Raw genomic sequence first — 20,623 nt, 5'->3', positions numbered from 1 at the left:
TCTAGAACCTCTCCCAGGCCTCGGAGAGGACTCCGCGCAGCGTCTGCTCGATGAACTCGAACTCCTCACGGCCGACGGTGGCCGGGGGAGCCAGCAGGATCGCCGGGTCTCCGCGCTCGTCGAGCCGGACATGCAGTCCGGCCTCCCGCAGCGCCGGGCCGAGCAGTTCGTCCAGGAGACGGCGGCGCTCCTGCGCGGTGAACGGCTCCCGGGTCTCCTTGTCCTTGACGAGGACGACGCCCCAGAAGTACCCGGCTCCGCGTACGTCGCCGACGATCGGCAGATCCCGGAGCTTGTCCAGGGTGGAGCCGAACAGATCCTCGTTGGCGCGGACGTTCTCGTTGAGCTTCTCGCGCTCGAAGATCGCGATGTTCTCCAGGGCCACCGCCGCGGCGACCGGATGGCCGCCGAAGGTGAGGCCGTGCATGAAGGTGTTCTCCTTCTTGGTGAACGGCTCGAAGAGGCGGTCGCTGACGATCGCCGCGCCGGCCGGGATCACTCCGCCGGTGAGCCCCTTGGCGCCGGTGATGATGTCGGGCGTGATGCCGTATCGATTGATCGCGAAGAATTCGCCGATACGGCCGAAGGCGGTGATCACCTCGTCCGACACGAGAATCACCCCGTACTTGTCGGCGATCTCGCGGACCCGCTCGAAATACCCCCGGGGCGGCGGGATCGCCGCACCCGAGTTCTGTACGGGCTCAAGGAAGATCGCGGCGACCGTCTCGGGGCCCTCGAACTCGATCGCCTCGGCGATTCTGTCCGCCGCCCAGCGGCCGAAGGCGACTTCATCGTCGCGCAGATGCTCCGGCGCGCGGTAGATATCGGTGTGCGGCACCTTGTGCCCGCTCGGTACGAGAGGTTCGAAAGGCGCGCGCAGCCCCGGGAGCCCGGTGATGGAGAGGGCGCCGTGGCTGGTTCCGTGGTACGAGATGGTCCGGCTGATCACCTTGTGCCGGCTGGGCTGTCCGATGGCCTTGAAGTACTGCTTGATGAGTTTCCAGGCCGTCTCGACGCTCTCGCCGCCGCTGTTGGTGAGGAATACGCGGTTCAGATCGCCCGGAGCGCGTTCCGCGAGGGCCTCGGCCAGCTCCGCCGCACGCGGGTGGACGCTGCTCCAGATCGGGAAGTAGTCGAGTTCGCGAATCTGCTTGGCGGCGGCTTCCGCCAGCTCGGGGCGGCCGTGTCCGGCGTTGACGGCGAACAGTCCGGAGAGGCCGTCGAAATGTCGGCGTCCCTTGTCGTCCCAGAGATACGAGCCTTCCGCCCGGGTGAAGACGGGGACTTCGCCACCGGCGGAGAGCTTGGCGTGGTTGGTGAAGTGGAGCCAGAGGTGGTCACGGGTCTGCCGCTGAATGTCTGATGTGCTGTCTGACGTGGACAAGTCGCTCTCCCGGGTTGTTCTGATGAGTTCAGGTGAATTCAGATGAATGAGGGGAAGTGGACGTGGAGGTACTCAGATGGCGAGCTTCGGCGAGTACTGCCGGAACCACGAGGCGAAGTTCAGGACGACCTCTCCCTCGAAATTGCTGACGAGGCCGTGGGACCTCGCCAGGTCGGTGACCTTGCCGGGGGAGAGCACATGCGGGGCGAAGATGTCCGAGAGCCCGTCCGGCGGGTCGGCGACGACGCTCGCGAACTGCTCTTCGAGCTGCCGCGAGTAGTCCGGGTCCGGGGTGGTCGGGTACGGCGACTTCTTCCGCTCCAGTACGCCCACCGGGAGCAGGTCTTTCACCGCGTCGCGCAGTACGCCCTTCTCCCGGCCACCGGCGTTGTGGATGTGCTGCGACAGCGTCACCAGGTGCTCCACGATCCGGTGATCGCAGAACGGGACGCGCACCTCAAGGCCGTTGGCCATGCTCAGCCGGTCGGTCCGGTCCAGCAGCATCGGCAGGAAGTAGCTGGTGGCGAGGTAGATGATCTCCCGGTGCCGTCGCTCCCCCTTGCTCAGGCCCCGGTCGAAGGAGAGCCCGCCGATGGCGGTCGAGTACTCGTCGCGCAGATACTCGTCAAGGCGCAGCGACCGGGCCAGTTCGGGGTCGATCGTGCTCAGGACGCGCTGATGGAGATAGCCGTGGGCGGGGGTGTCGGCGATCCACGGGAAGGTGTCCGCCCGCACCGCCCCGGGCTCGTGGAACCACCGGTAGCCGCCGAGGATCTCGTCGGCCGCCTCTCCGGAGAGCGCGACGGTGGCGTGCTTCCGCACTTCCTTGCAGAGCAGCAGAAGGCTGGTGTCGAGATCGCCGAAGCCATTGGGAAGATCCCGCGCGAGAATCGTGGCATCGCGCACATCGACACCGGCGAGCAGCGAGCTGTCCAGCACGATGTTGGAATGCCGCGAGCCGATGTGATCGGCCGCTTCCTGGGCGTATTTGCGGTCCTGAGCGGACCGCGAGTCGGCCGAGTCGCCCGCGTCGGAGAAGTCCACGGAGAAGGAGCTCACTCCGTCCCGCCCGGGCAGCCGATTGGCGATCGCGGTGACGGCCGAGGAATCCAGACCGCCGGAGAGGAAGGTGCACAGTGGCACGTCCGAGATCGTCTGCCGGGCGACCGTGTCGTCCAGCAGCGAGCGCAGCCGCTCGACCGCGTCGCCGAGGTTCTCCGACTCGGTCGGACGGCCGATGAAGTCCTTGATGTCCCAGTACTGGATCGTACGGACGCCCCGCCGGGAGAATTCCAGGATCTGGCCCGGAAGTACCTCCGAAATCCCGCTGTAGGGATTGGTTCCCGGGAATTTCAGCAAGGGCAGCGCGAGCTGTCGAAGACCGTCCTCGTCGACCGCCGTGACGACGTCCGGATGCGCGAGAATCGATTTCGCCTCGGACCCGAAGATCAGATCATTGCCGTCATGGTAATAGTGCAGCGGCTTCACGCCGAGATGGTCGCGGACGAGCCACAGCGTCTCTTCCCGGTTGTCCCAGACCGCGAAGGCGAATATCCCGTTGAAATGCTCCACGGCGCGCACGCCCCACTCGGCCCAGGCGGCGAGCAGCACCTCGGTGTCGCTCGACGTCCGGAACTTGTGGCCGCGCGAGGTCAACTCGCTCTTCAGCTCAAGGTAGTTGTACAGCTCGCCGTTGTAGGTGAGCGCGAAACGGGTGTCGGAGCCCGGCTCTGAAGGGAGGAGCATGGGCTGCTCCCCGTGTTTGACATCGATCACCGAAAGCCTTCGGTGCGCGAGCACCGCGAACCGGGAGAGCCATACCCCGGACCCGTCCGGGCCCCGGCGGACATGCTCGTCGTTCATTTTCTCCGCGATGGCCCGCGCGTCAGGACCGAGTCCGGTCAGATTGACCCACCCGACTATTCCGCACATGGCAAATCCCTCTCGTTTCTCGGATCCCTCGTATCGGATTCGATGCGGGTGTTGTTGATGGGGTCGGCAAAGAGAGACGGGTGACGGCGTCACGGGTCGCTTTGTCGACAGCGCAGCCCTGTGTCCGACGGCGACGGCGACGGCGGACAGCGCGGAGCCGTCAAGGGCTCAGGAGCTCAGGGGCATGGCTGTGGAAGGCGCTCAGCCACGGCGGAACCGCGGGCGAGCGTGAAAGTTCCGGCGGCCGGGCCGCTGGAGAAGAAGGTGAAGGTGGTGAAGGCGCCCGGCGCGGCGTGCGGACGCGCGCTCACCGGCGCGTCGTCGCGCCGTGCTCCGCGCGGCCTGCGGCCGGGGCGGGTCCGGCTACCTACACTCCCCGCCGATGGGGGATCCGAACTGCTGGGTGGGCCGTCCCGATGTACGGCTGTGTCTCACCGGAATGGTGCGGGTGGGGGTGGCGGCGTTCGCCATCGTGGTGACTCCGGAGGCGTTGTTGCCGGCGTCGGCGCTGCGGCGTGCGACGAACCGGCGGTGGATCAGAACCTGACCGTTCTCAAAGGGTTCAGTTCTGACAACAGACGCACATGACCGGGGCACACTGCACGCCGGGGAGCGTGTCGGCGGTGCGGGTCGGAGTGATCATAGGAGCGAGGATCGCAGTAGGTGTTGTGCCAACGCAAGAACTTACCCCTCAACTTCTCGCAATGTGAGATGAGTTGGATTCGGCCGCCCCGGCCAGAACCCAACTGGCCCAGCTCACACCGGGATTGGCTCGGTCTCCTTCGCGCGCGTGAACTCCTCCTGGAGGAGCTGGGAGAGAACGAGCAGTTGCGGGGTGGTGCGGTCGGTACGCCAGATCAGTCCCATCTGCGAAGGCTCATCGAGCCCTTCGACCGGCAGATAGCGGACGTCGCTGCGGCTGGCCCGCTCGGCCAGCGGCCGGCAGACCAGCATGCCGTGCTCGCCCGAGGCGACGAGCGCGAGCCCCTCCTGCACGGTGGTCATGCCCGCCGTCGAACGGATCGGCGCGCCCAGCGGGGTGCGGTGCGGCACCCGGGCGGCCATCCAGTAGTCGGGGGCGTCCCCGATCGGATGGATCATGTCCAGGCCCGCCAGCTCCTCGACGTCCGCCCGGTCGCCCCGGGCCAGCGGGTGCGCGGAGGAGACGGCGAGCAGCCGGTCCTGCGGAGGGAAGTGGAACCCGATGGTCAACGCGGGGTCATTGACGGGGAGTTCGGCCACGACGGCGTCGATCCGGCCGTCGAGCACGGCCGAGAAGGGCGAGCCCAGAGGGATCTCGCAGAGCGCCAGCGTCACGTCGTGATGGGCGCGCAGCCGACGGAACGCCTCGGTCAGCTCCTCGTACACACTGCCGTGGAAGCCGATGCTCAGCCGGCGCAGAGTCCCGCTGCTGGCGCGCTCACGGGCCTGCGCGACCACCGTGTTCAGCGTCTCGTACGCCGGGCGCACCTCGTCGGCGAACTGCGCGCCGAACCGGCTGAGCCCCACGCTCCGGCTGGTGCGGTCGACCAGCCGGACGCCGACCCGCCGTTCGAGAGAGGCGATGAGCTGGCTGACGCGGCTCTGCGAGCACCCCAGCCGGCGGGCCGTCCGGCCGAAGTGCAGCTCCTCGGCCAGGACGAGCAGGCACTCGATCTCCTGAATATGGACCTGGTTCATCGCCGCTTCCCCTTCCCCTTCGCCCTCACCTGCACCTGCACCGGAGAACCTGCACCGGAGAACCTGCACCGGAAAACCTGCACCGGAAAACCTGCACCGGGATCGTGCACCCGCACCCGTATCGATTACTCCAGCTCATGGAACCTTGAGGAGATCGCTGTTGTTCCCGCCCCGGCGCGCTGCTTGGTTGGGGTCATGGTTTCGCAAGCACCGGTTCAGAACACCGGCCCTGATTCCGCGCACACCACCCCGTGGCAGTGGTTCGCGGTCGTGGTCCTGGCGCTGAGCACTTTCGTGGTCGTCACATCCGAGATGCTTCCGGTCGGGGTCCTCACCCCCATGGCCGACGGCCTGGACATCTCTCCCGGTACGGCGGGCTTCAGCCTCTCCATCACCGGACTGGTGACCGCCGTCACCGCCCCCGCCGTACCGCGCTTCCTGGGCGGGCTCGACCGGCGTCTGGTGCTCGCCGTGTCGATGCTGGTGCTGGCCCTCGGAAACGTCCTGACCGTGCTGGCGAGCGGCTTCGGCATGCTCGTCGTCTCCCGGATCGTCCTCGGTCTCGGCATGGGAGCGGTGTGGGGCCTGGCGGCTGCCGTCGCCACCCGGATCGTCGCCCCCCGCAACATCGGACTGGCCGTCTCCGCCACCGTCAGCGGCGTCGCGGCCGCCTCGGTCGTCGGCGTCCCCCTGGGCACCGTCATCAGCAACGCCTGGGGCTGGCGCTCCGCCTTCGGCATCCTCTCCGCCGTCGCGGTCGTCCTCGCCGCCGGCCTGGTGCTGACCCTGCCCCGGCTGCCCCGCCCGGAGACGCCCGTCGGCGCGGACGGCCAGGCCGCCGTCCAGCAGTCCCTGCTGCGCATCCCCGCCGTCGTCGTCGGCCTGGTGCTGATCGTCTTCATCGTGACCTCGCACTTCGCCGCCTACACCTATGTACGGCCGGTCCTGGAGGACCGCACCGGGCTGGCGCCGGGCGGCATCGCTCTCGTCCTCCTCGTCTACGGCCTCTTCGGTCTCATCGGCAACTTCGCCACCGGCGCGATCGCCATGAAGCGCTCCCGCTCCACCATCCTCGGCCTGACCACCGGCATCGGCGCGTCCATAGCCCTCCTCGCCCTCTTCAGCACCGTCCCCATCCTCACCGGCATCAGCGTCGCCCTCTGGGGTCTGACGTACGGCGGTCTCTCGGTGGGCTGCCAGATCTGGATGACCCACGCCGCCCCCTCCCGCGTCGAGCAGGTGACCGGCCTCTACGTCGGCGTCTTCACCGCCGCCATCGCCCTGGGCGCGTTCCTCGGCGGCACCGTCGTGGAAGCGGCCAGCATCACCACACTCCTCTGGAGCGCCGTCGCCCTCGCCGCCGTCGCCCTCCTCGTCGGAATCCTCGGCCCGGGCCCGACCTCGCCGGAGAAGCCCAAGCCCGAGGCCGAGGCGGCGACCGCGACCGCGACCGCCGAGCCGAGGCCATGAGACCTCTCCCTGGACTCACCACCGCCGGGCGGCGAATATTCCCGGCATGCGGAAAACTCTCCTCCTGGCGGCCCTGCCAGTCCTGGCCCTGACCGGCTGCACCACCGAAACAGCCCTGAACTGCACGAAGAAGGGCATGGACTCGGCGGTCTCCGTCGTCTGGCAGCCCGCCGACTTCGACAGGACCGGAGGCGCGACGATCAGGGTCTGCGCCAACGGCGAATGCGAGGAGGCGACCTCGCGGAACCCCGAGGATCCGTTCGCGAGTCTGTCGATACGGCTGCCGGAGGACATCGGCCCCAAGAAACTGCCGGTCGAACTGACGGTCACCCCCGCGAAGGGCGGCAAGCCGCTCAAGGACACCAAGACCGCCGAACTGGTGAAGGAGCAGCCCAACGGCCCCGGCTGTGAACCCACCGTCTGGCGGGCCGCCTTCCGCGCCCACCCGGAGAAGGGGCTGATCTCCCCCGAGGGCCTCTCCCTCCAGCCGTCCCGGCCCGCCGGGTAGGTTGACGCCCGTCGGAAGAGACCCCCGGAGCAGCCCGGAGGGCGGCGGGGGAGAGGCAGGGCCAGCGGTGGGGCGTCGTGAGGCACCGGTCGATCCGTCGGCGGGACCGGTGGAGCGGTTCGCGTACGAGCTGCGCAAGCTGCGCCAGGAGGCCGGCGGCCCCACCTACCGGGCGATGGCCAAGCAGGTCCCGTACTCCGTGACCACGCTCTCCCGGGCCGCCGGCGGCGAGCAGTTCCCCTCGCTCGCCGTCGTCCTCGCGTACGTCCGGGCCTGCGGCGGCGACCAGCAGCAGTGCGAGGAGTGGGAGGGCCGCTGGCGCGAGATCTCCGGCGAGGTGGCGGCGCGGAGCGCGGCGGAGGACGACGGCGCGGACTCCCCGTACCAGGGCCTGGCCCGCTTCGAACCCGCCGACCACGAACGGTTCTTCGGCCGCGACCAGCTCATCGAAGCGGCCCGCGAACTGGTGCTCAACAGACGCTTCGCGGCGGTCTTCGGCCCGTCCGGCAGCGGAAAATCGTCCCTGCTGAGAGCCGGTCTCGTACCCGCCCTGCGCTCCCGGTCCGGCGAACTCGCCGCCATTCGCATCCTCACCCCCGGCCCGCACCCGCTCCGCACCCACGCGGCGGCCCTCACCCCCAAACCGTCCGGCGGCGACACCCTCGGCGGCGACACCCTCGTCGTCGTCGACCAGTTTGAAGAGGTCTTCACCCTCTGCACGGACCCGGCCGAGCGCGCCGAATTCATCGAACGGCTCCTCGCCGCCCGCGCACCGGACAGCGGACTGCGCGTCGTCATCGCCGTCCGCGCCGACTTCTACGCCCGCTGCGCCGGACACCGCTCCCTCGCCGACGCCCTCGCCGACTCCTCCCTCCTGGTCGGCCCGATGACCCAGGCCGAGCTGCGCGAGACCGTCGTCGGCCCCGCCCATGCCGCCGGTCTGATCGTGGAACGCGAGCTGACCGCCCGTCTGATCGCAGACGTCGACGGCGAACCCGGCGGCCTCCCCCTTCTCTCCCACGCCCTGCGCGAGACCTGGCGCCGCCGCAAGGGCCGCACCCTCACCATGGCCGCGTACGAGGCCACCGGCGGAGCCCACGGCGCGATCGCCCACACCGCCGAGGAGGTGTACGAGACCCTCTCCGACCGGCGGCGCGACCTCGCCCGCCTCGTCCTCCTGCGCCTGATAACCCCCGGCGACGGCACCCCCGACACCCGTCGCCCCGTCCCCGTCGCCGAACTCTCCTTCGGCGACCCCGCCGAGACCGCCCACATCGTGGACCGCCTCGCCCGCGCCCGTCTCCTCACCCTCAGGGACGACTCCGCCGACCTCGCCCACGAGGCCCTCATCACCGCCTGGCCCCGCCTCCACACCTGGATCGACGAGGACCGCGAGCGCCTGCGCGCCCACCGCCGTCTCACCGAGGCCGCCCAGCTCTGGCACGACCTCGGCCGCGACCCCGGCGCCCTCTACCGGGGCACCCGCCTCGCCACCGCCGAACAGCACTTCTCCCACCCCGAACAGTCCGCCGCCCTCACCCCCCTCGAACAGATCTTCCTCACCACCGCCCGCACCGCCGCCACCACCGAACACCGCCGCCGCCGCACCCTCCTCACCACCCTCACCCTCCTCCTCGTCCTCGCCCTCATCGCCGGCGTCGTCGCCTGGCAGGAGAACACCACCGCCGACCGCCGCCACACCGAGGCCGAGGCCCGCCGCATCGCCTCCGTCGCCGAGGCCCTGCGCTTCACGGACCCGAAGCGCGCGATGCGGCTGAGCGTCGCGGCATGGCGGCTGGCGGACACGACGGAGACGCGGTCGGCGCTGCTGGGGGCGGTGTCGCAGCGGGAGGCCGACACGTTCACCACACATGATCTCGGTGCCGTCGGCGAGGAGAGCGTGCGTCTGACGGCGGACGGCCGGACGCTGGTGGTCGCCGGGCAGGACCGCGTCAGAAGCTGGGATCTGCGCGATCCCCGCCGTACGCGCACCCACCCGGGTCCGGTCGGCCACTGGGGGCTGGGCGCCGAGGTGGCCCCGGACGGCCGCAGCCTGGCGCTGCTGAGCGAGGGCGGCGGGGTGGCGATCTGGGACGTCCGGGCCGCCCGGATCACCCGGCGATTCGACGTGGGGGACGTGGCGCAGCTCGCTTTCGGCCGGGACGGCGGCCTGCTGACCGTGGAGACCTTGAACGGTTCCGTGACTGTCTGGGACGTGCGCGACGGCCGTCGTCTGCTGTCGGTGAAGGGGCCGAAACGGGAATCGGGCCTCTCGGAGCTGGCGCTGAGCGGGGACGGCCGGCTGCTGGCCCTGTGCGGGGACGAACATCCGCTGGAGGTCTGGGACATCGCCGCGCGCGAGCGGCTCGCGGCGCCCTGGGGGAAGCGGCCGGGCGGCGAGCGGTCCTGCCTCTGGGGCGATTTCGCCCTCGCCCCCGACGGCCGCTCGGTCGCCGTCGCCACCGACGACGGGGTCCGCAGATGGGCCCTCGCCTCGGGCCGGGAGCTGCCCGGGCTGCCGGGCAAACGGCCGAGGGTGATGCGGTTCAGTGAGGACGGCGCGTTTCTGGTCACCTCGGGCCCCGGCGAACTGCTGCTGTGGCGGCTGTCGTCCCACGAGGCACCGGTGCTCCGGCACTCCCTGGTCAATGTGGAGACGGTGGAGGAGTTCTCCCTCGATACCGGTGCCGGTGTCCTGCGCTACATGGACGAGAACGAGGTGCGGTCGCTGGATCTGGGACGGGCGACGGCGGGCGGGTGGACGCGGGGTGACCATGTCCGTAAGCAGCTCTCCGCCGACGGCCGTACGCTCGCCCTGGTGGCCAACACCACCGGGCGGAAGGGGTTCCGCCTGGTCGACGTGGACAGCGGCAAGACCGTCGGCGAGCCGCCCGGGCAGCCGTGCGTGCCGCAGGAGACCGAGCCGGGGGAGAGCGCGGCGGTGCACTGCGACCTCACCTCGGTGCTCAGCGCCGACGGCCGGTACTACGCCTACTGGGACTACGCGACCGACCGGCTGATCGTCTGGGACGTGGCGAACCGCAGGGAGCACGCGACCGTACGCTCGGCCCCCGACCGGGAGGGCCGCCCCGGCACGGGCCCCTTCGCCCTGAGCGCCGACGGACACCGGCTCTACACAGCCAGGTTGACGGGTGACAAGGACACCGTGGAGATCTGGGACATCCGCCGGGCGGGGCAGGGCCGCGAGGCGGGCACGCTCTCCGGGATCGGCGGCTCCCCGCTGGCCGTACGGCGGGACGCGACCGCCCTCGTCGGCACCGGAGGCGCGGTCGCCGACCTCCGCACCGGCCGTGTGACACCGCAGATCCTCATGGAGGAGGACGCTCAGACCTTTCTGTTCAGCCCCGACGGGTCCCGTCTCGCCGTGGGCGACGCCCAGGGCCGCGTCACCATCTGGGACGGGCGAATGCGCAAGCGTCTGGCGAGGCTCCCGGGCATCGACGGCGGCACCGAGAGCGACAGCGCCATGAGTTACACCGCTGACGAACTGGTGCGGCTGCCCCAGTACGGAGTCACCGCCCTGGCCTTCTCACCGGACGGGAAGACCCTGGCCGTGGGGGAGGGCGAGGGCGGCGTCCAGCTCTGGGACGTCGAGTCCAGCCGCCGCTTGGGATCCCCCCTCCCCACCCCCGGCGACCCCGTTCTCTCCCTCGCCTTCACCTCCGACGGCCGCACCCTGCGCACGGCGGGCCTGCACACGGAGGTGCAGTCGTACGACCTGGGCCCCGCGCGTCTGGCCGCCGCCGTCTGCGAGCGCGCGGGCTCCGGGCTCTCCCGCGCCGAATGGCAGGTCCACCTGCCCGACCTGCCGTTCCGCGAGATCTGCTGAACCCGCCGGGACGCTGCGGCCCCCTGTACCGCAGCGCCCCGGCCCCCCGGGTCCCCCGATCCCCCCCCCGGTCAGACGGTTCAGCTGTACTGAATGCCCCACACATTCACGTTCCGCTTCACCGGCGCGGTGAGCGTCTTCTTGTAGACCGTCTTGACCGCGCAGCGGCCGCTCTTGTTGTAGACGAGGGTCTTCTTCACGGCGAACCTCTTCGCCTCGTGGAACATCATGAGACGGCCCTTCGTCTTGCCGGCCTTCCTCTCCACCTTGGCGGAGTACCTCCAGGTGTCGGACTTGCTCCAGGTCTTGGCGAGCGCGACGTCGTACGACGCGCTCGCCTTGGCCAGGACGGCGTTCAGCTCGGCCTTCGCCCCGATGGTGTTCGTCAGCGTCCAGGAGCCGGTCTTGTTCTTGGCGTACGTGATGTTCACGCCGGGCCGCGCCCAGTCGCTGTGGATGTTGGTCGGCACCCACTTGGTGGACTTCGCGCTGATCGTACGGAAGACCTTGCCGGCGTCGACGCATCCCGGCACGGGAGCCGCCTGAGCGGGGGTCGATATCGCGGTCAGGCTGCCGGCGAGGACTGCGGTGGCGAGCGTGGCGCTCAGGCGTCGGTTCATCGGTGGTGCCCCTTGCACTGGTGGATAGGAGTGGGGTCCGGCCGGTCGGATCCGGCGGGCTCCCCGCTGTTCGACATCAGCTTTCGCCGCCGCAGGTTTGTTGCGCACCCCGTTTCACCAGCGGAAACAATTCAGTGGATCAACTTCAGGCGCGATTTCAGGCCATGGCTGGTATTCCCCTGGCCGTCCTTCGCGGCTATCGTGCTGAGCGCGGGGGTTCCGTCGCGAGGGCGGGCCGGCGCGAGCCGTCCCGATGAAGGGAGGAGCCGCCGTGCGATCGCCGAAGCCTCAAGCCGAGCGCACTCCCGGCACTCCCGGCACTCCCGGCACCTGGGATGTCACCCTCACCCCCGCCGACGGGAACGCCCCCACCGAAGGCATCAGCGCCCCCCTCCTCCGCCGCATCGCCGGATTCCACGCCTCCGGCATGAGCGCGGCCCGCTTCCTCTGGTGCGAGGACGGCGACTGGTCCTGGTGCGCGCTGGGGCCGAGCGAGCGCGACCGGCAGACGATCACAGTCACCCTGGAGCCGCTCGACGGCCCGCCCGCGGGGCTCACCTCCCGCGAGATCGACATCATCTCGCTGGTCGCGATGGGCCTCGCGAACCGTGAGATATCCAGCCGCCTCGGCACCAGCGTCCGTACCGTCACCACCCAGGTCGAGCGGCTGCTCAAGAAGCTGGACCAGGACTCCCGCGCCGGTCTCAGCGCCCTCGCCGTCGACCGCGATCTGATCCGGCTGCCGATCCCCGGCGGCGTGGAGCAGCGCTCGGGCATCCGCGTCCTGGACGTCGAGCGCCACGCCACCACGGCCACCACCACGGACGCCGTTGCGACGGCCACCACCGCCAAGCCCCGAAAAGCACCCCGCGACACCGTCCGCATCGGCACCATCGCCGTCGCCGGAGCCTTCGCCGCCGACGGCCGCGAGACCGCGCAGGGCGCCGCCCTCGCCGTCCGAGACGTCAACACACTGACCGCCGACGGCGGCCGCCCCCTCGAACACGTCCTCGTCGAGGTCGACCCGCTGGACGAGACCTCCGTACGAGAGGGCCTGGCCGCGCTCGTCGCCGCGGACGTCGACGCGATCACCAGCAGCTACGCCAGCGCGCTCAGCTCAGGGATCTTCGACTTCGCGGCCGGCTTCGGCCGCCCCTTCCTCCACACCAACACCTGGACCCGCAGCGTCGACGCGGTCCGCGAGGACCCGCGCCGCCTCGGCCATGTCTTCTCGACCTGCCCCTCCGAGACGGCCTACCAGTCGGCGCTGCTCGCCTATCTGCGCGGCTCCCGGACCACCGGCCCCGCCGACCGCGCCCCCCGCATCGCCGTGATCGAACTCGACGGCTACGGCTGCGCGGTCACCGACGAGACCTTCGAGAGCCGCGCCCGCGAGATCGGCTGGACGGTCGTGTCGACCCACCGCGTCGGTCTCGCCGTCGACCATGTGGACGAGCTGATCGCGGGCGTCCTCGCCGACTGCCCGGAGGTCGTCGTCGTCTCCCACCTCGTCGTGGAGACCGCCGCCGCGCTCCAGAACGCGATCACCGCCCACAGCCCCGACCAGCTCACCTACCACATCTACACCCCCTCGGTACCGGGCTTCGCCCGCCGCATCGAGCACCCGGCCGCCCGAGTGATCTGGTCCACGGTCACCGGCCGTCCGGACGACCCCCTGGGCCGCCGCTTCACCGAGTCCTACGCCCGCGCCTTCGGCTCCGCCCCCGGCCGCAGCCAGGCCAGCGCCGCCTACGACCAGATCCGCATGGTCCACGCCGCCTTCTCCGTCACCGGCTCCCTCCGCCCGGGCGCCGTCGGCGGCTATCTCCGCGACTCCGCCTACCGAGGCGTCAACGGCACCTACCTCTTCGCCGAGCCCGGCCAGTCCGTCCGCGGCTACCCCTACGACACCGCGGACGCGAGCCTCTCCCAGCCCACCCTCACCTACCGCCTCTCCGACGCGGGCCAGGAAATCCTGACGATCGCCTGAGCCCGGTGCCCCTCGCCGCCCCCCCGCTACTTCCCGGTCCAGTACCCGGCCCGCACCTCCCCCTCCGCGAACTCCCGGCGCGGCAGCCCCAGCCCGAGGGACTCCTCCAGCGCGTGGAAGTAGAGCTGATACGTGTTGGTCAGCTCGGGATGGTCCAGCTCGGCGCGGCGCAAGGCGCGGTTGAGGAAGTCCAGCTTCCCGCCCCGGAGATAGGGGGAGCGGCCGTGGTCGTACGCGAGAAGCTCCAGCGCGCCGATGTCGTCGTTGACGCTCTGGCCGTCCTTCACATAGGAGAAGGTGTAGATGGCTTTGCCCAAGGTGGCGGTCAGCCACACACCTTCCCCGACCCCGAGCCCGTCGTACGCGGCCCTGTTGGCGCGGGCCTTCGGCGGGGTGTCGTGATAGAGCAGGAAGGCCCATTCACCGGACTGCCCGAAGCAGAAGCTGTCCCACTGACGGTCCCAGTGGGCGCGACCGCCGTCCCCAGCCCGCAAGTCCTTGAGCCGGGTACCGGCCGCGACCTGCCCGGGATCGGCCCCGTACAACAGAGCCAGTTGTGAGGCGTCCACGGTCCGCCCCGGCTCGGCACGGAAGAAGGCCAGAGTCGTATAGGGGATCTGCTCCCGCCAGGAATCCGCTATCCAGGCGAACCCCTCCAGCGGGTCCCGTCCACACGCCTCGACCACCCCCGTGCCATCCAGACCGCCGGTACGGAACCGTCGCCCCCAGAGCGGATCAATCCGCCCCAGCGCCTCAGCGGTCTCCGCCGGACTGCCGCCGCGCTCGCGTATCGCCGCCTCGGCGATCAGATAAAGCACCTGCTCAAGGTCCCGGGTGACGAAGGACTCCCGATAGGCGCCGTGATAGCCGTGCACAGTGCCGTCCTCGTCCAGCACCAGCGCCAGACCCTCGCCCTCCGCCCCGTCCCACCCCTCCCACTCGTCCAACTCCTCCTCCGAGAGCACCACCTGCGGCAGCCCGACCCCGTGAAGCAGCGCATGCCCGGCGGCCGTCCGCCCCCAGGCATCCTCAAGCGTCCCCTTGCTGATCTCCATGCCTTCAGCATAGGAAGCCCCACTGACAACGGACCTTCCCCCAGAGCCGGTTCAACACCCGACCACTCACCTTTAGAGTGATCATCAGCTCATCGTCATATGTCCGAACCGGGGGAACAGTGAACAGAATCCGAGGGGCTCTCGCCCCGATGCGATGGGCGTGCGCGACTGCCGCCCTCATGACCGCCCTGACCGCTTGCGGCGGAGACACCCCGTCCACCGCCGACGGCGACAAACCGAGCGCCAAGCCCTCGGCCCCCAGCTCACCCAACTCGCCGTCCATGTCCACCGGCCCCGGCAAGAACGCCACCGACCAGCCGACCCGCCCGACGATCCCCCCGGCCCGCAAGCCGGCCCTGCACGTAAAAGCCAACTACACCTACAAGGTGCAGATCATCGCGGCCCGCACCGTGGTGGACCTCCCCGCCGACCCCCCGCCCGCAGGGACCAAGGCGATGACCCTCCTGCTGCGAGTGGAGGCCGACCCGCCCAACCGCAGCATCCAGGCACCGGTCGCCCAAGAACTGGCGATCAATTACCCGCGCCTCAAAACCGACGATCCAAATCTGAACGGAGGCATGCTCGAAGACGGGACCGACCACATGACAGAAGACCAGTTCCTCTTCTCCGGCAGCACCGACGGCGTCCCGATGTTCGGCACCCTCCGCGCGAACACCGTCTACTACCGCTGGGTCTGGCAGTTCGTCCCAGAAAAAGCGGACCTCACCGGTGCGACCCTCTGCAAGAACCTGTCCGAGGACGACTGCATCCCGATCGGCGCGATCGAGGACACGTTCTGACCCCGATCAGGGCCTTTCCAGCACGCCCAAGCCGGAGCCGGAGACCGCCCGCCCGAGCAGAGACGCGATCTCTCGCGGCTGAAGATTGACGGCCTCCAGCGCACCAGGAGTGAGCGCGACCTCTTCCAGCAGATACTCCCCGCGCCCCTCCTCACCGAACTCCGGCCCGGTCCGCGCTTCAAACGCCCATGCCTCGATCGTGGCGAGGTAGAAGTACTGCCGTTCACCGGGGCTTTCCAGCGTATGGAAGAGCCGGAGCACCGTGGGCACACCCGCGATCTCCTCGTGGATCTCGCGCCGCAGCGCGTCTTCGAGACCGGCGTCGGTGGGCTCCACCTTCCCGCCGGGGACGACCCAGTACGGGGGCGTCCCCGGACGGATGCGCTTGATGAGCAGCACGGTGTTGTGTGGGGTGAGGAGGATGGCGCGGACTCGTTCGATCACGGTGCTCGTCCCGGCTTTCCGGTGGTGGGATTGGTGGACTTGGTGGGGTCAGTGGAGGATCCAGCCACCGTCTACGTGGAGGGACTGGCCGGTCTCGCGCCCGGAGGCCCGGCTCCGCACCTGGCCGTTCCCGTCCGGATATGTGGTGAGTAGGTATCGCACCAGCCGGCCCTGTGAGTGGCAAGCTGGCCGCCCGCCCGATCAGCGTTCCAACAGACTGATGCGGATCGCCCGCTCGACGTGCACGGCGGTATCGGCATGCCCTGCGGCGTTCGGGTGGACCACGGTGGCCCGCTTGCCGATGGTGGCGCAGCTCGGCAGAGCGCCGGGGAGGTTGGTGGGCCAGTAATCGGCCGCGTCGCCGCAGATGCCCTCGATCCACTTGGTTTCGGCGGGTTGGCAGGCGTCGTGGCCGATGCTGGAGGAGTAGACGTCGACGTAGCGGTCGCCGAAGAAGTCCGTGACTCGCTGGATGGTGGTGTTCAGCGGCTTGAGGACGTCGTCGCGGAGCCAGTCGACGTCGGCGTGGGTGATCGCGCCGAGTTCGGTGAGGGAGAGGCGATCGCAGTCGCTGCCCGTCTCCGGGAGGACGGCGGGGTAGCCGACCGTGATGACCTTGGCGTTGGGGGCGGCCTGGTGCACCTTGGCGAGCATCTCGATGTACTCGTCCTGGACGCGGGCCAGCTTGTCCTGGATGGTCTCCTCGCCCTCGGGCGGGTTGGTGTAGTACTCGCGACAGGACTTGCCGGTCGAGCCCTGTTCGAGGCACTTCAGCAGGATCTCACCGAAGGACAGGCTGTTGCCGCCGATGCCGATGGTGACGATGTCGGTCTGGTCGCTCAGCTTGGCTCGCAGGGTCTGCGGGTCCACCGCGGGCCAGCCGCCTGTGGGGGGCTGGACGGGGCTGAGCGGGGTCTGCCGGGCGTTGGCGATATGGGCGATGGTGGCGGCGCCGCAGCTTACGTCGGTCAGCCGGACGGGCTTGCCCGGCGGGAACTGGGCCAGCTCTTGGTCGACGATGTCGGGGTAGGCGTTGGTGGTGCGGTCGCAGCCGTCCCGTGACGCGTCGCCGAACGCGGGTCGTGGGTCGCCGATGAAGATGCCCGCGGTGTACGAGTCGCCCAGCGCGGCCCACTCGTACTGATCGGACGCCCCGGCGGAGCCGGAGGGCACGAGCGTGGACGCCGCCAGCGTGAGCCCGACGGCCAGCGCCAGCGCCACCGCCAGCGCTCGCGTACGCGGAAGAAGGACAGGGGGTCGCATGAATCCTCCAGGATCGGCAGAAGACGCCCGGCACTGGAACACGACCTTCCGGGCGAAGGCGCCTCACCCGCTGACCAACCGGCCCAACGATCCCCAATCGGGCTAAGTAGTCAGATCTTTCATGCCGGTCTTTCATGCCGGATCGTTCATACCGAGGAACTCCCCGTAGTCGTACGTCACCCTCGGCTCCGCGCACGGATGCCCCAGCACCAGATGCATCAGCCCCCGCCCCGGCTCGATCACCGCGCTCGCCACCGTCGACCCCCGCGAAAGAGGCTCCTCCTCGCGCGGATCGGGGTGACAGCACACCGCGTCCGGGTAGTTGGCGTGGTCGCTCAGCACCTCGTGCCACCCGGCGACCGAGGGCACCGGCATCAGCTCGGCCAGAGCGGTGGCGCGCTCCTGCCGGAAGAGGGTGTCGGGCATGACGCGCGGCCCGTGGTCGACGCCGCGCGAAGCGAGATCGGCGTCCCCGCCGAGGAAGTGATTGGCGTGTACGAGGAACTCGCCCCGCTCCACGCGCCGCAGGCGCAGATCGTCGGCACCGCCGGGCCGCGCCTCGACGTCGACACCCCGCCCGTCGCCGCCCACGATCAGATAGTTCGCGGACGACGACCGGTGCGCGGAGCGCAGAAGCTCCACGGCGGCGTCGACGGACTCGGACGACAACAGGGCACGCAGCAGCAGGTGGTACGGCATCCCCGGCTCGCCCCGGTCCAGCGAGGTGACCAGCGCGTTGGTCAGGACGGTCACCCCCGCCGAGTTCATGCCGAACTTGGCGAGCAGTCCGGCCTCCACCACCGAGACCCAGCGGGGCCCGGTCTCGGGGACGGCTTCGAGGACGACGACGGTCTGGTGTGAGAAGGGGATCCAGTCCCAGTTCTGCCCCACGACGGGCTCGGGCCCGCGCAGATCGCAGAAGGAGGTGCACTCGCCGGGAGGGCGCGCCTCCAGAGACGACAGCTTCCGGGCCTTCCCGGAGAAGAGGATCTCGGTCCGCAGATTGAGCGCGAGGATGTCCTCGAAGGCGACACCCGCCCCCAGCGCGATCCCCTCCATCTCCTCCAGCGCGCTCGCGTCGAACGCCTCGACCGCCGGGATGTACGTCTCGGCGAGCGCGGTCGCCGCGTCCCACCGCAGGTCGGCGAAGGTGGCGTACACCCGCTCGTAGTTCTCCAGGGAGAGCCGCACCCGCTCCCCGGCGGCGCGACCATACACAAGCCCGCGCTCGCGCGCCCCGCCCTTCACCCGGATCATCGCTATCTCGCTCATGACGCGCCCTGCCCTCCGTCCACGGCGATGACGGTCCCGCTCACATAGGCGGACTCCTCGGAGGCGAGGAAGAGACAGACCCGCGCCACTTCCTCCGCAGTCCCCAGTCGGCCCGCCGGAATGCGCCGCAGCACCTGCTCGAAAGCCTCCGGATGGTGGGAGACGGTGGTCATCGGGGTGTCGATCACCCCGGGCGCGACCGCGTTGCAGCGGATCTCGTACGGTCCCCACTCGACCGCCAGTTGACGCGTCAGGGCCTCCACCGCGCCCTTGCTGGCGCTGTACGCGGCGCTCGGCTCACCCGCGTCCCCGCGCGCGGCGGCGATCGAGGACAGCAGGACGACACTCCCGCCGCCGGAAGCGGTCATCCGCTCGGCGGCAGCGGCGGCGACCAGCAGCGATCCCCGGGCGTTGAGGTTCACGACCGCGTCCCAGTCGGCGGCGGTGGTGAGGGTCGCGGGCTTGAAGCGGTAGACGCCGGCGCAGTGCACCAGGGCGTGCGGGGCCTGCCCGTCCCACAGGGAGTCGACCTGCCGGAAGGCTTCGCGTACGGAGTCCTCGTCCGTGATGTCGCACGGTACGAGCCCTTCCACCTCGGCGAGGTCGAGCCCGGCGACCGTCCACCCGCGCGCGGCGGCCAGCGCGGCGGTGGCGCGCCCGATGCCGGACCCGGCCCCGGTGACGACGAGCCTGCGCGGCCCCGGAACAACAAAACTCATGAGGTGAACACTCCTCCGTTGACGTTGAGGGTCTGCCCGGTGATGTAGTCGCCGCCGGAGAGCAGATGGTGTACGGCGTCGGCGACGTCCGCGCCCGTCCCGTGCCGCCGGAGGGGCACCTCGGCGGCCAGTCTGTCCCGTTCGTCCTCGAAGGAGCGCCCGGCCCGCCGGGCCCGCGCGTCGAGTTCCTCGCGGTGCATGTCGGTCATGACATAGCCGGGGGCGACGGCGTTGACGGTGCAGTGCGGGGCCAGCTCCAGCGACAGGGTGCGCATCAGGGAGTGCACAGCGGCCTTGGAAGCGCTGTACGCGCCCGCGCCGGGCGTGGGCTGCTGGGCGAAGAGGGAGCCGACGACGACGATGCGCCCGGCGGAGCCGCCCTCGGCGGACTCGGCCAGCAGCGGCCGGACCGCCTGCACACTGTGCAGCACCCCGAAGAAGTTGATCTCGAAGACCCGGCGGATCGCGTCGTCGTCGGTGTCGAGGAGAGGGGTGTCGGGCCCGCCGACGGCGGCGTTCGCGACGAGCGCGTCCACGCCCCCGAAGGCCGCCACGGCGGCCTCCGCCGTACGCGCCGCGTCGCGCGGCTTGGACACGTCGGCGATCACGGCGGCGGCGGAGTCGCCCAGCACCCGGGCGGCCTCGACCACGGCGGGGTCGATGTCCGAGAGCAGGACGTTCCACCCCTCCCGCACCAGCCGCCGGGCGATCGCGTGCCCGATCCCGCGCGCGGCCCCGGTGACGACGGCGGTACGAGTACGGCGCTTCACGACCGCACCCCCGGAGCCGCAGCCGTACGGGTCACCCGGGCCACCTCGTCACACCGCGCGAACCAGATCCGGTCCCGCTCCCGCTCCCGCACCCCGGTGAGGAACCTCTCCAGCATCCGCAGCCGCCCCGGCCGCCCGATGATCTGCGGATGGACGGTGAGCGTCACCAGACCTCCGCCGTCGTGGATCGCGGTGGTCTCCTCCTCCCACAGCTCGGCCACCTCGCGCGCCGACCGGATCGTCTTGTCCCAGCTCGTCGCGTCGAACCAGAAGTGCGGAGCGTCGTCCAGCGACCAGTGGACGGGGATCTCCACCAGGTCGTGCCGGGCATGCGGGTATGGGAGGACCGCGTCCATCATGTTGGACGCGTAGTCGAAGCCGTGCTCCACGAGCAGATCCAGGGTGTGGGGGCTGATGTCCCAGGACGGGGAGCGATACCCCGCCACCCGGTCCGTGAACTGACTCAGCACCGCCAGCCCGCGCGCCAGCTCCTCGGCCTCCTCGTCCCGCTCCATGAGATGCGGAGACCGGTGGGAGTAGCCGTGATGGCCGATTTCATGCCCCCGTTCGACCATGGATTCCATGATCGAGGGATATCTTTCGGCGTCGCCGCCGCACACGAAGAAAGTGGCCGGTATCGCGAGCCGGTCGAGCATCTCAAGGAGCTGCGGGACGGCGACCTCGGCCCCGTACCGGGCCTGGGAGAGAACCCCCGGCCGCGAGGCGTTCGCGGGGTCCTCGGCGAGCCACAATTCCTCGGCGTCGAAGTCGACCGTCAGCGCCAAAGCCGCCCTATAGCCTGCTGGCCACATAAGGGGTCCTCTCTCCGTGCGGGAACGAGGAACACGCTAACGACCTGGGAAGTT

At 70.1% G+C, this 20,623-nt stretch carries 17 protein-coding genes; 6 read left to right on the top strand and 11 right to left on the bottom strand.

Annotation, left to right across the window (positions count from 1 at the left end):
* Position 1: 1 nt before the first annotated feature.
* Both IE247_RS06665 and asnB read right to left on the bottom strand, forming a co-directional pair.
* Entirely contained in the window at positions 2–1,384 is a 1,383-nt protein-coding gene (locus IE247_RS06665) for an aspartate aminotransferase family protein (RefSeq protein WP_190121934.1), read from the bottom strand.
* Between the two features lie 72 nt (positions 1,385–1,456).
* On the bottom strand, positions 1,457–3,316 hold the full coding sequence (gene asnB / locus IE247_RS06660; RefSeq protein ID WP_190121933.1) for an asparagine synthase (glutamine-hydrolyzing): 1,860 nt from the start codon (positions 3,314–3,316) through the stop codon (positions 1,457–1,459).
* A gap of 382 nt (positions 3,317–3,698) precedes the next feature.
* Between asnB and IE247_RS06655 the strand changes: the two genes are divergently transcribed.
* Complete coding sequence (locus tag IE247_RS06655; protein ID WP_190121932.1) at positions 3,699–3,863, top strand: hypothetical protein; 165 nt, start codon at positions 3,699–3,701, stop codon at positions 3,861–3,863.
* Between the two features lie 209 nt (positions 3,864–4,072).
* Here IE247_RS06655 and IE247_RS06650 read toward each other — a convergent pair whose 3' ends face one another.
* A complete protein-coding gene (locus tag IE247_RS06650; RefSeq protein ID WP_190121931.1) occupies positions 4,073–4,996 on the bottom strand; it encodes a LysR family transcriptional regulator in 924 nt (307 codons plus the stop codon).
* A gap of 195 nt (positions 4,997–5,191) precedes the next feature.
* On the opposite strand from IE247_RS06650, the gene IE247_RS06645 reads away from it, so the two are divergent.
* The 3 genes from IE247_RS06645 to IE247_RS06635 all read left to right on the top strand — a co-directional run bounded on the left by IE247_RS06645 (position 5,192) and on the right by IE247_RS06635 (position 10,824).
* A complete protein-coding gene (locus tag IE247_RS06645) occupies positions 5,192–6,466 on the top strand; it encodes an MFS transporter (RefSeq protein WP_190121930.1) in 1,275 nt (424 codons plus the stop codon).
* Between the two features lie 46 nt (positions 6,467–6,512).
* Positions 6,513–6,974, top strand: coding sequence for a hypothetical protein (locus tag IE247_RS06640; RefSeq protein WP_190121929.1), 462 nt, complete (start codon positions 6,513–6,515; stop codon positions 6,972–6,974).
* Between the two features lie 67 nt (positions 6,975–7,041).
* Entirely contained in the window at positions 7,042–10,824 is a 3,783-nt protein-coding gene (locus IE247_RS06635; RefSeq protein ID WP_190121928.1) for an nSTAND1 domain-containing NTPase, read from the top strand.
* An 80-nt stretch (positions 10,825–10,904) separates the two neighbouring features.
* Here the strand turns inward: IE247_RS06635 and IE247_RS06630 are convergent, their stop codons facing one another.
* Positions 10,905–11,444, bottom strand: a complete 540-nt coding sequence (locus IE247_RS06630; protein WP_190121927.1) for a hypothetical protein — start codon at positions 11,442–11,444, stop codon at positions 10,905–10,907.
* A 271-nt stretch (positions 11,445–11,715) separates the two neighbouring features.
* Between IE247_RS06630 and IE247_RS06625 the strand changes: the two genes are divergently transcribed.
* Entirely contained in the window at positions 11,716–13,434 is a 1,719-nt protein-coding gene (locus IE247_RS06625) for an ABC transporter substrate-binding protein (protein ID WP_190121926.1), read from the top strand.
* A 26-nt stretch (positions 13,435–13,460) separates the two neighbouring features.
* On the opposite strand, the gene IE247_RS06620 is transcribed toward IE247_RS06625, so the two are convergent.
* Entirely contained in the window at positions 13,461–14,489 is a 1,029-nt protein-coding gene (locus tag IE247_RS06620) for a hypothetical protein (RefSeq protein ID WP_190121925.1), read from the bottom strand.
* A 179-nt stretch (positions 14,490–14,668) separates the two neighbouring features.
* On the opposite strand from IE247_RS06620, the gene IE247_RS06615 reads away from it, so the two are divergent.
* Positions 14,669–15,289: a hypothetical protein gene (locus IE247_RS06615; RefSeq protein ID WP_190121924.1), complete on the top strand. Its 621-nt coding sequence runs from the start codon at positions 14,669–14,671 to the stop codon at positions 15,287–15,289.
* Positions 15,290–15,295: 6 nt separating this feature from the next.
* Here the strand turns inward: IE247_RS06615 and IE247_RS06610 are convergent, their stop codons facing one another.
* From IE247_RS06610 to IE247_RS06585, 6 genes are all read right to left on the bottom strand, one after another.
* Positions 15,296–15,733 carry an NUDIX hydrolase gene (locus IE247_RS06610; protein WP_190121923.1) on the bottom strand — a complete coding sequence of 146 codons (438 nt, stop codon included), beginning with the start codon at positions 15,731–15,733 and terminating at the stop codon, positions 15,296–15,298.
* Positions 15,734–15,934: 201 nt separating this feature from the next.
* A complete protein-coding gene (locus tag IE247_RS06605; protein ID WP_190121922.1) occupies positions 15,935–16,996 on the bottom strand; it encodes an SGNH/GDSL hydrolase family protein in 1,062 nt (353 codons plus the stop codon).
* Between the two features lie 132 nt (positions 16,997–17,128).
* Complete coding sequence (locus tag IE247_RS06600; RefSeq protein ID WP_190121921.1) at positions 17,129–18,268, bottom strand: C45 family autoproteolytic acyltransferase/hydrolase; 1,140 nt, start codon at positions 18,266–18,268, stop codon at positions 17,129–17,131.
* Entirely contained in the window at positions 18,265–18,987 is a 723-nt protein-coding gene (locus IE247_RS06595) for an SDR family NAD(P)-dependent oxidoreductase (RefSeq protein ID WP_190121920.1), read from the bottom strand. Before IE247_RS06595 ends, IE247_RS06600 begins: the two co-directional genes overlap by 4 nt.
* Entirely contained in the window at positions 18,984–19,757 is a 774-nt protein-coding gene (locus tag IE247_RS06590; protein ID WP_190121919.1) for an SDR family NAD(P)-dependent oxidoreductase, read from the bottom strand. Before IE247_RS06590 ends, IE247_RS06595 begins: the two co-directional genes overlap by 4 nt.
* Positions 19,754–20,542, bottom strand: coding sequence for a polysaccharide deacetylase family protein (locus tag IE247_RS06585; protein WP_190121918.1), 789 nt, complete (start codon positions 20,540–20,542; stop codon positions 19,754–19,756). Before IE247_RS06585 ends, IE247_RS06590 begins: the two co-directional genes overlap by 4 nt.
* Between the last annotated feature and the right edge of the window lie 81 nt (positions 20,543–20,623).

It is taken from the genome of Streptomyces inusitatus, assembly GCF_014651115.1.
In the GTDB taxonomy this organism is placed as follows: domain Bacteria; phylum Actinomycetota; class Actinomycetes; order Streptomycetales; family Streptomycetaceae; genus Streptomyces; species Streptomyces amakusaensis.
This window is presented reverse-complemented; position numbering and strand designations above follow the sequence as displayed.

What these genes read in the sequence shown, in the direction of transcription:
- asnB (WP_190121933.1), bottom strand. Translation starts at nt 3,316, where the DNA reads ATGTGCGGAATAGTCGGGTGGGTCAATCTGACCGGACTCGGTCCTGAC.
- IE247_RS06655 (WP_190121932.1), top strand. Translation starts at nt 3,699, where the DNA reads ATGGGGGATCCGAACTGCTGGGTGGGCCGTCCCGATGTACGGCTGTGT.
- IE247_RS06650 (WP_190121931.1), bottom strand. Translation starts at nt 4,996, where the DNA reads ATGAACCAGGTCCATATTCAGGAGATCGAGTGCCTGCTCGTCCTGGCC.
- IE247_RS06645 (WP_190121930.1), top strand. Translation starts at nt 5,192, where the DNA reads ATGGTTTCGCAAGCACCGGTTCAGAACACCGGCCCTGATTCCGCGCAC.
- IE247_RS06640 (WP_190121929.1), top strand. Translation starts at nt 6,513, where the DNA reads ATGCGGAAAACTCTCCTCCTGGCGGCCCTGCCAGTCCTGGCCCTGACC.
- IE247_RS06630 (WP_190121927.1), bottom strand. Translation starts at nt 11,444, where the DNA reads ATGAACCGACGCCTGAGCGCCACGCTCGCCACCGCAGTCCTCGCCGGC.
- IE247_RS06620 (WP_190121925.1), bottom strand. Translation starts at nt 14,489, where the DNA reads ATGGAGATCAGCAAGGGGACGCTTGAGGATGCCTGGGGGCGGACGGCC.
- IE247_RS06615 (WP_190121924.1), top strand. Translation starts at nt 14,669, where the DNA reads ATGACCGCCCTGACCGCTTGCGGCGGAGACACCCCGTCCACCGCCGAC.
- IE247_RS06605 (WP_190121922.1), bottom strand. Translation starts at nt 16,996, where the DNA reads ATGCGACCCCCTGTCCTTCTTCCGCGTACGCGAGCGCTGGCGGTGGCG.
- IE247_RS06600 (WP_190121921.1), bottom strand. Translation starts at nt 18,268, where the DNA reads ATGAGCGAGATAGCGATGATCCGGGTGAAGGGCGGGGCGCGCGAGCGC.
- IE247_RS06595 (WP_190121920.1), bottom strand. Translation starts at nt 18,987, where the DNA reads ATGAGTTTTGTTGTTCCGGGGCCGCGCAGGCTCGTCGTCACCGGGGCC.